Annotated in this window: 10 protein-coding genes; 7 read left to right on the top strand and 3 right to left on the bottom strand. The window is 38.0% G+C overall.

The window, feature by feature from the left end; all coding sequences use genetic code 11:
* Window positions 1-90 precede the first annotated feature (90 nt).
* The 5 genes from AC27H3_RS16340 (at window position 91) to AC27H3_RS16320 (ending at window position 6383) form a co-directional block, all read left to right on the top strand.
* On the top strand, window positions 91-1629 hold the full coding sequence (locus AC27H3_RS16340; RefSeq protein ID WP_487107836.1) for a methyl-accepting chemotaxis protein: 1539 nt from the start codon (window positions 91-93) through the stop codon (window positions 1627-1629).
* Between the two features lie 485 nt (window positions 1630-2114).
* Window positions 2115-2657, top strand: a complete 543-nt coding sequence (locus AC27H3_RS16335; RefSeq protein ID WP_487107835.1) for a GbsR/MarR family transcriptional regulator — start codon at window positions 2115-2117, stop codon at window positions 2655-2657.
* Window positions 2658-2817: 160 nt separating this feature from the next.
* Window positions 2818-4182 carry a cytochrome ubiquinol oxidase subunit I gene (locus AC27H3_RS16330; protein ID WP_487107854.1) on the top strand — a complete coding sequence of 455 codons (1365 nt, stop codon included), beginning with the start codon at window positions 2818-2820 and terminating at the stop codon, window positions 4180-4182.
* The gene (locus AC27H3_RS16325; RefSeq protein ID WP_487107834.1) at window positions 4182-5183 is read left to right on the top strand and encodes a cytochrome d ubiquinol oxidase subunit II; all 1002 of its coding nucleotides are present in this window, start codon (window positions 4182-4184) and stop codon (window positions 5181-5183) included. The genes AC27H3_RS16330 and AC27H3_RS16325 overlap by 1 nt, the downstream gene beginning before the upstream one ends.
* Window positions 5184-5456: 273 nt before the next feature.
* A complete protein-coding gene (locus AC27H3_RS16320) occupies window positions 5457-6383 on the top strand; it encodes a manganese-dependent inorganic pyrophosphatase (protein ID WP_487107833.1) in 927 nt (308 codons plus the stop codon).
* A gap of 249 nt (window positions 6384-6632) precedes the next feature.
* Here the strand turns inward: AC27H3_RS16320 and AC27H3_RS16315 are convergent, their stop codons facing one another.
* Window positions 6633-7061 (bottom strand): PACE efflux transporter, encoded by a 429-nt coding sequence (locus AC27H3_RS16315; RefSeq protein WP_487107832.1) that lies wholly within the window; start codon window positions 7059-7061, stop codon window positions 6633-6635.
* An 86-nt stretch (window positions 7062-7147) separates the two neighbouring features.
* Between AC27H3_RS16315 and AC27H3_RS16310 the strand changes: the two genes are divergently transcribed.
* A complete protein-coding gene (locus AC27H3_RS16310) occupies window positions 7148-8023 on the top strand; it encodes a LysR family transcriptional regulator (protein ID WP_487107831.1) in 876 nt (291 codons plus the stop codon).
* An 86-nt stretch (window positions 8024-8109) separates the two neighbouring features.
* Here the strand turns inward: AC27H3_RS16310 and AC27H3_RS16305 are convergent, their stop codons facing one another.
* Window positions 8110-10281, bottom strand: coding sequence for a prolyl oligopeptidase family serine peptidase (locus AC27H3_RS16305; protein ID WP_487107830.1), 2172 nt, complete (start codon window positions 10279-10281; stop codon window positions 8110-8112).
* A 165-nt stretch (window positions 10282-10446) separates the two neighbouring features.
* On the opposite strand from AC27H3_RS16305, the gene AC27H3_RS16300 reads away from it, so the two are divergent.
* Complete coding sequence (locus tag AC27H3_RS16300) at window positions 10447-10989, top strand: GNAT family N-acetyltransferase (protein WP_487107829.1); 543 nt, start codon at window positions 10447-10449, stop codon at window positions 10987-10989.
* 793 nt (window positions 10990-11782) lie between these two features.
* Here AC27H3_RS16300 and fadA read toward each other — a convergent pair.
* Window positions 11783-12946, bottom strand: coding sequence for an acetyl-CoA C-acyltransferase FadA (gene fadA / locus AC27H3_RS16295; protein WP_487107828.1), 1164 nt, complete (start codon window positions 12944-12946; stop codon window positions 11783-11785).
* Window positions 12947-12960: the final 14 nt, after the last annotated feature.

The raw sequence follows: 12960 nt of genomic DNA, 5'->3' as shown, positions 1-12960 counted from the left end.
TTTTCTATTGTTAATTCTAAAAAAGAGTCTATTGTTATTTATAATAGTACTTCAAAGTTAAGAACAAACCTTCACAAGGACGATGGAATAATGAGTCATATCACCAATGTAGAACGTACCTTCACCGAACAAGAGCAACTAGTTTCCACAACCGATTTAAACGGTATTATTACCTATGCTAACCCTGAGTTTTGTGAAGTGGCTGGTTACAGCCTTGAAGAATTAATCGGCCAACATCATAACGTTGTTCGTCATCCTGATATGCCAAAGGCTGCATTTAAAGATTTATGGGAAAAATTAAAACGGGGAGATTCATGGCGTGGCATGGTTAAAAACCGTTGTAAAAATGGCGACTATTACTGGGTAGACGCTTATGTAACTCCTTTACTTGATAAAGGAAAAATTACTGGCTATCAATCAGTTCGTGCTTTTCCAACTGTTCAGCAAAAAAAAGAGGCCCAATTACTTTACGACACGCTAAACAGTAATAATTCTATTGTAGACTTGCATGCTAACATTCCACTTAAACGGCTTGCTGCACTTATTTGTGTGGTCGTAGCAATGGTAACAAACTTGCTGATCTCTGGCAGCTTAACCTCATCGCTTATACTGCTAGCTTGTATCGCATTAATTGTCGTTATATTTTCCGAAGAATTAATAAAAATACCGGGGCATTTAAATAAAACAAAAGCAATGTTTGATAGCCCTTCACGCCATGTCTATTTAGGCAAAGGCATTCTTAATATTATTAATTATCCTGCTGAACTATATAAAGCCAGAATAAAAACAGTATTAGGCCGAAGTAATGACTCAGGCAGAAGATTAGCCAAGCTGGCAGATGAACTTGCACAAACATCGAATGAAATGCTCAGCGGTATTAAAGAAGAAAATGAATATATTAGCCAGTTTTCTTCAGACATAGCGCAAATGAGTAAAACCATAAACGAAGTAAGCGAGAGCACATCGTTAACAAATGATAAAGTTGCAAAAGTTAAAGTTGATTGTCTACAAAATATAGCCACTATTGAAAGCACTGAAACGAAGATCGACCAACTTGCTAATGACGTTGAAAATGCCGCAAATAATGCCACTGAATTGGTGACAGACGTTGATAAAATATCAACAGTAATGAGTGAAATACAAGGTATTGCCGATCAAACAAATTTATTGGCATTAAATGCAGCAATAGAAGCGGCAAGAGCAGGAGAGCAAGGACGAGGTTTTGCTGTTGTTGCCGATGAAGTAAGAACTTTAGCCAGTAGAACACAAAGTGCCACAGAACAAATTCAATTATCAGTAACTGAGTTACAACGTACGTTAAAAGCTTGGAATCAAGTCATGATGTCAAATAAAACCAATGCTGATGAGTGCTCTATTGAATCAAAAACTATAAAAAGCGCCATGCAAGATATTATTGACAATATCCAAAATGTTAATGACATGACAACACAAATTGCCACAGCATCTGAGCACCAATTAACGGTTGCTGAACAAATTACTCATGGTATCCACAACATTGACAGTATATCTCAGCGCAACACCCAATTAGCTGAAGCGGTGTCTGGCAAAAGCATAGAAGTTAATAAAAATGCCGATGCTATTGAAGAACTTAGCACTAACTTCAGTTAATAACGCCATAACGACCAAGGTATTTACTAATAAAAAAATGGCTACCTGTGTAGCTATTTTTTATTGCTCATCATAAATAAAGCATACTTTATAATTTTTCAGCGTAGCACCCTACTTTCATAGATAACCTGAACTCTGGATAAGCAGTACTTGCTCAATCCTCCCTTTTAACCCATTTTCTGCGTTAAAACGTCGATAAATAGCGCGCTATTCATAAACGTTTTGCCTTGGAAATGGCATAAAAAGAAGCATTGATGATGTCTACTCGTGATGTTCACCTTGCTATTGTATTTATTTTGCCATCTAAGCTTTTAATTCACTTGAGTATCAAGCACTCATTATCCAGAGTTCAGGTTAGATATTAAACACCTGCCTTTAAAATAAAAAACTGATTAATATTGTTTTTATTTATCCTTAAAAACTTGACTTAAATCAAAAAGAGCTTACAATTTTCACAAATTACTGAAAATTCAGAAAACACAAAAATGAAAATTACTGCAATGACACAATCATTAGTTTTGCACTTTGGCGAAATGGGCTCACGTTGGGGATTAAACAGAACATTAGGCCAAATGTACGCTGTAATTGTACTAACAGAAGCACCGCTTAATGCTGACCAAATTAGTGAAGCGTTACAAATATCTCGTTCGAATGTCAGCATGGGCTTAAAAGAACTTAAATCATGGAACCTGATCAAGTTACATCATATTCCAGGCGACCGAAAAGAGTACTTTTCAGCACCAAATGATATTTGGGAAATAGCTCGCACATTAGTTGTTGAACGCAGAAAGCGCGAACTAGATCCAACCCTTTCAACCTTGCGTGATGCACTGATGGAGCAGCCCAGTAACGAGTCTGATGAATATACTCAAATGCGCGTAAAACAAATGCATGACTTAATGGAAATGGTCACGCTTTGGACAAATGAAATGCAGGGTATGTCGTCAGAGAAATTAGCTACCTTACTAAAAATGGGTGAAGGGATTAGCAAAATTTTAGATGTAAAAGACAAGCTATTACTCAGGTAATTTTCAGCACAACCTTAGCGATTACTTCGCATTGAATAACTTTACTTAAAATTTAACTTACACAAATAAACTTACACTATTTATTTTCACGCTAACTATATAACCTAATGGAGTACATCAAGTGTTAGATGCATCTGTAATTGCTAATGACACAAGTTTCATGCTTTCTCGCATCCAATTTGCTGCCAATATTAGTTTTCATATTTTATTTCCTACCATCAATATCGCACTATGCTGGGTATTGTTGTTTTTCAAAATCCGTTTTAACCAAACCCAAGACGATAGTTGGTTACGGGTTTATCGATTTTGGGTCAGAATATTTGCCTTAACCTTTGGTATTGGCGTGGTTAGTGGCATTACCATGTCATTCCAGTTTGGTACTAATTGGCCGGGATACATGGAAACCGTCGGCAATATTGCCGGTCCTTTACTTGGTTATGAAGTAATGACAGCATTCTTTTTAGAAGCGTCTTTTCTTTCAATTATGCTTTTTGGTATGGACAGAGTATCGAATCGTGTTCACACCATAGCCACGGTATTAGTTTCTTTTGGTACTACGTTATCAGCATTTTGGATTTTATCACTAAACTCTTGGATGCATACGCCAGCAGGGTTCGAGATGATTGATGGCGTGGCTCATGTAACAAGCTGGCTTGAAGTAATATTCAACCCTTCTATGCCTTATCGTTTTATGCATATGCTTCTCGCTTCAGGGTTAACAACGGCATTTCTAATTTCTGGCATTTCAGCCTACAGGCTTATAAAAGGCGATAATAAAAAGTCTGTTAAACAAGCGCTCAATTTTTCCGTAGTTTTGGCCGCCGTTTTAATTCCAATACAAATTTTTGTAGGTGATTTACATGGCTTAAACACTTTTAAAAATCAACCGGCAAAAATTGCCGCGATGGAAGGTGTATGGGATACAGAAACCCATGTTCCCTTATTATTGTTTGCTTTGCCAGATGAAGAGAATCGAGAGAACCATTTCGAGGTTAAAGTGCCTAATATGGCGAGTATTATTCTAACTCACGATTCTGCAGGCGAAATACAAGGCTTGAATAACTTTGTAGATAAGCACCCTCCTGTTGCGCCGGTATTTTTCAGCTTCAGAATAATGATAGGGGTTGGCGTGTTAATGTTACTATTTTCTTGGTTAGCCACTTATCAATATGTTATTAAAAAACGCTACCCCACTTGGCTATTAAAAGTAGGTGTTGGAATGACATTTTCTGGCTGGTTCGCAACACTTGCTGGTTGGTATGTTACAGAAATAGGCCGACAACCGTATTTAGTTACTGGGGTATTAAGCACAAAAGATGCGGTAACCACTACGCCACCAGAAAATATCGTGATGTCTTTAACTTTATATTTGGTGATCTATAGCTTTTTATTGATTGCCTATATTCGCACTTTATTTGTTATGGCAAACCGAGCTGTAATATTAGAGCAATCAAATGCAACATTAACCGAGTCAGGTTCTTCTATTGAGCCGCAAGTTCCCTTAACTGAACAAGGAGCGAAATAATGACAGCTACACCAATAGATTGGCTACCCATCGTTTTTGTCGGCTTAATGGGCCTTTCGTTTTTAATTTACGCGATACTTGACGGTTATGATTTGGGCGTGGGGGTTTTATTACCCTTAGATAACCAAGAACAACGCGATACCATGATCTATTCAATTGGGCCATTTTGGGATGCTAACGAAACTTGGTTAGTTATGGCTATTGGCTTATTGCTAATTGCTTTCCCAAAAGCACACTCTATTATTTTTCAAGCCTTGTATTTACCTACAGCTTTAATGTTAGCGGGATTAATTTTACGTGGGGTTTCATTTGATTTTCGTACTAAAGCACCAAGTCACGATAAGAAAAAGTGGGACCTAGCGTTTAAATTTGGCTCTTTACTAGCCACATTGTCTCAAGGTTATATGCTAGGGCGTTATATCACATCATTTGAAGATACCTGGTTATCATTCGGTTTTTCTGCCTTATCAGCTATTTGTGTTACCGCAGGTTATTGTTTTATTGGCGCAGCATGGTTGGTAATGAAAACTGAAGGTGAGTTACAACGTAAAGCCGCAAAGTGGGCAAAATATACTAACGTACTAATGGCCTTTGGAATTTTTGCAGTGTGTATAACCAATTTATTAATTGATCAACAAATTATGGACAAATGGTTAGGTGGTATTCAAGCCATATTAATTGTGCCATTAACATTTTTACTTGGCTTTACCTTTATTACCGTACATCGATACCTAGGTAAAGTGCCAATGGAGAATGATCTAGGTTGTTGGTTACCATTTTTAGCCGCTATTTTGTTATTTGTTCTGTGCTTCTGTGGTTTGGGTTATAGTTTTTACCCTTATATAGTGCCTTTTCATCTAACAATATTTGAAGCAGCAAGCTCAAGAGAGTCGTTATGGTTTATCTTCGTTGGCGCTGCGGTGGTATTGCCTATGATCGTTGGCTACACAATATTTTCTTATAAAGTGTTTTGGGGTAAAACTACCAAGCTTAACTATTAAGCCTAACGACTAAACTTAACGAGTAAAAAACTACCATGCCTGGTTACAAACCTTAAACACTAAGCCTGGTAGTTAAAATTTTTAGCTAATCTTAACCTTTAAACGTCGTCACTAAGTTAAAAGGTAACGCAAAGCATATAAAACTGTATGAAAAGAGTGCAAATAGTCACTAGGCTATCACTGATAATTTTTGCTAGAATACGCGCCATATTCTAGACAGAACTCATTTATTCGCTCCGTTATTAACTTAGCAGAGCTTGGAGATAGCAATTTATGCCAGCTTATGCCGTAGGTCACAAAGTACCTGATTCAGATTCAATTTGTTCAGCCATTGCGCTTTCATATTTAAAAACCACTATTGGTGAAGATGTGAGACCAGCACGTTTAGGTGAACTTTCGCCTGAAACTGCATTCATTTTAGAAAAGTTTGGCCTAGATCAGCCTGAACTTAAATTGAGCTATGCTGACACCGACGGTATTTACGTTGTTGATCACTCAGACCGCATTCAAGGCCCTGATGACATTGACGATTCAACTGTTTTAGGCATTATTGATCACCACAAATTGGGTGATATTACGACTTCTACACCATTAGAAATTTGGGTTCGCCCTGTTGGTTGTACTAATACCATTATTAAAATGATGTATGACTTTCACGGTGTTGAAATTCCTAAAAATATCGCTGGCGCTATGATGTGTGCAATTTTATCTGACACGGTAATTTTTAAATCGCCAACTTGTACTACGGCTGACATTAAGTGTGTTGAAGCTTTGGCTGAAATTGCCGGTATTCAAGATTACAAAGCCATGGGTATGGAAATGTTCACGGTTAAGTCTTCAGTTCAAGGAACACCAGTACGTGAGTTAGTATTGCGTGACTTTAAAGATTTTAATATGAGCGATAACATTGTCGGTATTGGCCAACTAGAAGTTATTGATCTAGCCTTGTTTGATGAGATGAAAGCTGATTTACATGCTGACTTACAAGCGGTTAAAGAAGAAGGTAATCGTCATACAGTGATGTTATTACTTACTGACATTATGCAAGAAGGCTCTGAGTTACTCGTTGTGAGTGACGATACTAGCATTATTGAAAAAGCTTATGAGATTAGCCTAGTTGATAACAAAGCTTGGTTACCGGGTGTAATGAGTCGTAAAAAGCAAGTTGTGCCACCACTGCAAAACACTTTTGCTAAGTAAACAGCAATAATATCCTAAGCAGTTATACAATTATCAAGCCTGACAATCGTCAGGCTTTTTTAATTACACAGAACTCTGATAACGTTTCGCTTATTATTTCTAACTAAGATTAATTACAGGTAGAACTTTCCTGAATGAACAATACAATAAAGCATTTTTAATCACTCCTTTATGTAAGCTAAAAATAAACTAAGTTGCTCTCAAAAAATATATTTTTGTTTTAATTTGTGCTTTTAGTTATGTTTTTAATTATCCCATTGCCTCTTTGCTGAACCACCTTTTATAGGGCTGATACCTGTCGTATAACCAATTAAAAACAAACGTATAAAGTAATATAAAGATTAAAAATCCGGCCTCTAAAGTAATCGCTGCTAACCAAGATATTTTTAAATACCAAGCTAAAACCGGCAAAGTAATGATCACCATACCGAGCTCAAAACCGCTGGCATGTATACCTCTTACAACTACGCTTCTGTCAATGCGGTTTCCCCCCATTAACTTATCAAAAATTATGTTGTAAATATAATTCCACAACATAGCAAAAATAGATAACGCAATGCTCACCGTGATCATTTTACCGGCGCTAAAGCCGGTAATTATGGCTGACAAAGGTACCATAAATGCCAACATGCAAACTTCAAAAAATACAGCCTGAAATATCCGCTCAATTGTTTTCATAATTTAACTCTTTAATTCGTGACGACAAGGGTATTTTCATTCAAAATAAAGATACATTACAGTCAGGTAGTATCGGAAAAAACGATATGTTTAATATTGATCAACTCCAAGCTTTTGTAACAACGGTAGAAACGGGGTCATTTTCAGCTGCCGCACGGCAATTAAATAAAGCGCAATCGGTTATTAGTCAACATATTATAAATCTCGAAATAGACTGCAATACCGCCTTGTTCGATCGCTCAGGCCGCTACCCATTATTAACGCACGCGGGGCAAAAATTATTATCGCATGCTCAGGCATTACTAAATCAGCATCAACGCCTGCAAAATTCTGCGCTTGCATTAAACGACAATACGCCTAGCGAAATTACTATTGCACTTGATGAAGGTATACCGTTTAACAGTATCACAGCCGCCATTGACCAACTTCAAAGCCAATACCCGAATGTAACTTTAGAATTTTTAAGTGCCTCAAGCTTCGATATTATTGACATGCTAAAAACTGAGCAGCCGCTAACAGGAATTATTTTTAGCGAGCTTGGCATGCCAACCTATTTAGACTTTGAATGTATTGGTACGGTAACGTTTGATTTGTATGTTGCGAAAAACCACCCATTAACGCAGTTAAAATGCAAAAATATTGATGAATTAAGGCTGCACCGTCAGTTACTTATTCGCTCTCGTAATACCCAAACCAGTAGTTTCCAATTAAAAATTAGTCCTGATGTTTGGTTTGCAGACAATTATTTTTTACTGCTAGAGTTAGTTATACAAGGGCATGGTTGGTGTTTGTTGCCAAATCATGTCGCCGCCGACTCAATAAAATCAGCAGAGATAGTAAAATTGCCTTTAGAGTTTGAAGAAATGGGTTGGCAGGCGAATGTTGACGTATTACAGCATCAAAGACATAGTGACTTAGCCATTTTTAAAACTCTGAGAAGTTTATTACGTAATCGCTTGTAGTCTTGTTATTGTATGTTTTTAGCATTAACAAGCGTAAAAAAGCCCAGCATTGCTGGGCTTGGTATAAAGGGTATAGGCACCAAAAACTAAATATCTTTCACGCCCATATTAAATAAAGTGAAACCGTAAATATCGGCATATTGATCAATGGTTTTACTGATTGGTGTACCTGCTCCATGTCCGGCATCGGTTTCAATACGAATTAATGTCGGATTAACGCCAGCTTGTTTCGCTTGTAATTCAGCAGCAAATTTAAATGAATGCGCCGGCACTACGCGATCATCATGATCACCCGTTGTTACCATAGTCGCTGGATAGTGCGTACCTGCTTTAACATTATGTACTGGCGAGTAGCCTAGTAAGTAGTTAAACATTTCGGCATTATCGTCTGACTTACCATAGTCGTAAGCCCAACCAGCACCCGAGGTAAAGGTGTGGTAGCGCAACATATCAAGTACACCCACCGCCGGAAGCGCCACTTTAAATAGCTCAGGGCGTTGCGTCATTACTGCGCCCACTAATAATCCGCCATTTGAGCCGCCCATTATCGCAAGCTTGTCTGAAGACGTTACTTTTTCGGCAATTAAGTATTCTGCAGCGGCAATAAAGTCATCAAAAACATTTTGTTTTTTCAGCTGTGTGCCTGCGTCATGCCATTTTTTACCGTATTCACCACCACCACGTAAGTTAGCAACAGCATAAACACCGCCTAGCTCTAACCACGCCGCACGTGTTGAGCTAAATTGTGGCTGTAAGCTAATATTAAAACCGCCGTAACCATAAAGAATGGTTGGGTTAGTACCATCAAGCACTAAGCCCTTCTTGTGGGTAATAATCATCGGTACTTTAGTGCCGTCTTTAGACGTATAGAAAACTTGCTTTGATTCGAAGTTATCGCTATCAAATTTAACTTTCGACTTCATGTGCACGCTAGATTCGCCAGATTTAAGATCTAAGCTAAAAGTAGTTGAAGGCGTTTTTTGGTTACTAAATGCATAATAAAGTTTAGTTTGAGATTTTTTACCGCTAAAACCACCAGCTGTTCCTACTTCTGGTAAAGCAATATCACGAACTTTTTTGCCGTTAAGTTCGTACTGCTGAATAAACGATGTGGCATCTTTCATATATTGAGCAAATATGTAGCCGCCGCCGGTAGAAACTGACAACACATTTTCAGTTTCAGGAATAACATCTAGCCAGTTTTCAGCTGTAGGTTGCTGAGCATTTACCTTCACTACACGTTTATTAGGCGCGTTCATGTTAGTAATAAACAGTAAGTCATTACCTTTACTGCTCACTAAACTAGTGTCTGAATTGGTATTACCGACAACCGTCACCAATGGCGAATCTGCTTTTGTTAAGTCTTTAATAAATAACTTATTACCCGACGTTGAAACCGCGGCAGAGACCAATAAATATTTACCATCTTTAGTCACTTCACCGCCAACATAACGGTGTTTTTCAGCATCAGTGCCACCAAAAACTAATGCATCTTCTAATTGTTGAGTGCCTAGCTTATGGTAATAAAGTTTGTGTTGGTCGGTTTTAGCTGACAGCTCACTACCTTTAGGTTTGTCGTAGCTTGAATAATAAAAGCCTTCGTTACCGACCCAAGACAAACCACTAAACTTAATATCGACTAATTCAGTTTCTATTACTTCCTTGGTTTTAGTATCGATTACTCGCGCTTTGCGCCAGTCACTACCACCTTCTGAGATCAAGTACACGGCGAGTGAACCGTCTTCACTAAACTCAATTTGCGATAACGACACCGTACCGTCTTCGCTAAACTCATTAGGGTTTAAGAAAACCTCTGCAGGGGCATCGCCTTTTTGGCGATATAAAACATATTGGTTTTGTAAGCCGTCATTTTTATAAAAATAGTTATAGTCACCTTCAATAAAAGGCATGCCTACTTTTTCATAATCCAACAATGTTGCAAGACGGGATTTAATTTTATCGCGGTAAGGAATTTGTGCTAAATAGTTATGAGTAGCTTTATTTTGCGCCTTAACCCAAGCAGCAGTTTCTGCACTCATATCATCTTCTAACCAACGATAATTGTCGGTTACTTTAGTCCCAAAGTACTCGTCAACAACCGGCTTCTTCTCTGTTATTGGATACGTTAAACTCGTACTTTCGACGGCACTAGACACTTTAGCAGCAACTGCAGGGCTCACTGTATTTTGACTACACCCTATCAGACCAAACATGGCGATCAGCACTGCAGAGCTTAAAACTAATTTTTTAGAATTCATAATTTACCAAGGAAAATAACATTGTTAATATTTTGTTAGCAATAATATGACAGGCGATAGTTTATGTCCACCACATCGGCTTGCTTACAATAGAAAGTTGATGTTATTTTAACACGTAAATACTATGATTAAGTCATTAAAAATCTTATATAAAACAATGCAAATATGAAAATTGAAAATTCAGCCCGGCTTACTTATGAACTGATTGATGAAAGTGATAGCAAGTTTCTTTTTCAGTTAGACCAAGACCCAGAAGTTATGCGTTATATTAATGGCGGACAAATGACTCGCGAAGAAGATATCAACGCATTGTTTATTCCAAGAATTAACGCCTATAAAAATATTGATAAAGGCTGGGGCTTATGGAAAGTAAAGGTCATAGAAACGCAGCAAGATATTGGCTGGACTTTAGTGCGCCCAATGGATTTTTTCTCAGACCAACCTGTTTGGCATGATATAGAACTAGGATGGCGATTTATGCAATCGGCTTGGGGAAAAGGCTATGCTTCTGAGGCTGCAATTCATATTCAACAAGCACTTGCCAAGCAACCAGAAAATGAATGCTTTAGCGCTATTGCCGTAAAAGATAATCTAGCTTCAATTGCAGTAATGAAAAAAATGGGGATGCAATACATAAAATCATATACACATTCTGACTCACAACTTGGCGATTTAGATGTTGTGTTATACAGCATGCAAAACACCTAAAGATGATAACAAAATTGTGAAATGAAGCACTACTCTATATTTTTAAAGCTTATAAAACGTAACCAACTCTCTATTTGGTATTGTGGAGCTGCCTCTAATGATGAAACTACGCCTAAGTCGCAATATAATGAGTTGTGCTTTACCGACCTTGTACTTTTGGCTTATACCAATTGATATAAACAATCGATCATTATAAAGCGATTTAAATATCCAGTATCTACGTTGCTTTCAATCCCAATAGCCTGCTATTGCTCGACAATTGCTCCTGCATTGTTCTACTTACGGGCATCCATACCCTAATCAATCAAGTGCCTTGCTACTGAAAATTTATCCTCGTTTAAAATTGATCGATTCATTAAATCAATTGGTATTAGTTAAAGCAACAACCATGATAGGCAAGTTATTTAAAAATAATGTCATTATTTTTAAATAACTTATTGACACAGTAAATGATAATCATTATCATTTACTTGTCTTCTTGGTCAACGTGGGCGCACTACTACTTAGACTAATGTTGATAAAAGTGTGGAGCTTAGTTGTTATGAATTAGGACGTGTTTCAACTAAGCGACATACTTAACCAAATAAATAACTTGATAGCGTTATTTAAATTAAAAGGCCAACTATTCTCCAGTAGTTGGCTTTTTTGCCTCTTAACGCCTCATGCAACACTGTATATGGACATTTCAAGACAAAATCACGAGATATACAAAAAAGCCCAACAAAGGTTGGGCTTTAAATAATTCAACGAGTAAAAGTTAGCTAAATTTTTTCATCAAAAGTGATAAGTTAAATTACACTCTTTCAAATACGGTTGCGATACCTTGGCCTAAACCAATACACATAGTCGCTAAACCAATGTTAGCGTCTTGCGCTTCCATTAAGTTTATTAAGGTACCTGAGATACGCGTACCTGAACAACCTAGTGGATGTCCTAGTGCAATAGCGCCACCGTTAAGGTTAATCATGTCATCCATTTTGTCTTCTAAACCTAATGAACGTACACATGATAATGCTTGGGCAGCAAATGCTTCGTTAAACTCAGCTAATTCAATATCAGCTAAAGTTAAACCGGCACGTTGTAGTGCTTTTTTCGTTGCTGGCACTGGACCAAAGCCCATTGTAGATGGATCACAACCTGCGATAGCCATACCACGAATTTTAACGCGTGGTGTTAAGCCCATCGCTTTAGCACGCTCAGCTGACATAACTAACATTGCAGAAGCGCCGTCTGAAAGTGCAGAAGAAGTACCTGCGGTTACCGTACCATTTACCGGATCGAATACCGGACGTAAGCCCGCTAAACTTTCAATCGTAGTTTCAGGGCGAATTACTTCATCATGCTCAATAAGCGTTAACGCACCCATCGCATCATGACCTAAAGTAGGTACAATTTCGTTAGCCCAGCGGCCTTCAAGCGTAGCTTTATGAGCACGTTGATGAGAACGTGCGCCAAAAGCGTCTTGTTCAGCTCGAGTAATACCATGTTGCATACCTAATAACTCAGCGGTTAAGCCCATGTTACCAGCAGCACGTGAGATATGTTTACTCAACGCTGGATCGAAATCTACATCGTACATCATAGGTACATGACCCATGTGTTCAACACCACCAACCATAAACACATCACCTTGACCGGCCATAATGTTGGTTGTGGCATCATGCAATGCTTGCATTGATGAACCACACAAGCGGTTTACCGTAACAGCACCAGTAGACTTTGGAATATCGGTTAACAATTGAGCATTACGAGCAATGTTGAAGCCTTGCTCTTTAGTTTGCTTAACGTTACCCCAAATAATATCTTCGATTAATGCTGGATCAAGGTTAGGGTTTCTAACTAATAATTGTTGCATTAAATGTGCTGATAAAGTTTCAGCACGAACATTACGAAATACACCGGCTTTTGAGCGCCCCATTGGGGTACGGATGCAATCGACAATAACGACTTCTTTCATGATTTTCTCCTTCG

The sequence above is a fragment of the Colwellia sp. NW0002-52-1 genome (genome assembly GCF_057550865.1).
This window is presented reverse-complemented; position numbering and strand designations above follow the sequence as displayed.

Bases quoted from the DNA above. Each gene is read 5' to 3' on its own strand.
- AC27H3_RS16315 (WP_487107832.1), bottom strand. From the start codon at position 7,061: ATGAAAACAATTGAGCGGATATTTCAGGCTGTATTTTTTGAAGTTTGC.
- AC27H3_RS16310 (WP_487107831.1), top strand. From the start codon at position 7,148: ATGTTTAATATTGATCAACTCCAAGCTTTTGTAACAACGGTAGAAACG.
- AC27H3_RS16300 (WP_487107829.1), top strand. From the start codon at position 10,447: ATGAAAATTGAAAATTCAGCCCGGCTTACTTATGAACTGATTGATGAA.
- fadA (WP_487107828.1), bottom strand. From the start codon at position 12,946: ATGAAAGAAGTCGTTATTGTCGATTGCATCCGTACCCCAATGGGGCGC.
- AC27H3_RS16335 (WP_487107835.1), top strand. From the start codon at position 2,115: ATGAAAATTACTGCAATGACACAATCATTAGTTTTGCACTTTGGCGAA.
- AC27H3_RS16340 (WP_487107836.1), top strand. From the start codon at position 91: ATGAGTCATATCACCAATGTAGAACGTACCTTCACCGAACAAGAGCAA.
- AC27H3_RS16330 (WP_487107854.1), top strand. From the start codon at position 2,818: ATGCTTTCTCGCATCCAATTTGCTGCCAATATTAGTTTTCATATTTTA.
- AC27H3_RS16325 (WP_487107834.1), top strand. From the start codon at position 4,182: ATGACAGCTACACCAATAGATTGGCTACCCATCGTTTTTGTCGGCTTA.
- AC27H3_RS16305 (WP_487107830.1), bottom strand. From the start codon at position 10,281: ATGAATTCTAAAAAATTAGTTTTAAGCTCTGCAGTGCTGATCGCCATG.
- AC27H3_RS16320 (WP_487107833.1), top strand. From the start codon at position 5,457: ATGCCAGCTTATGCCGTAGGTCACAAAGTACCTGATTCAGATTCAATT.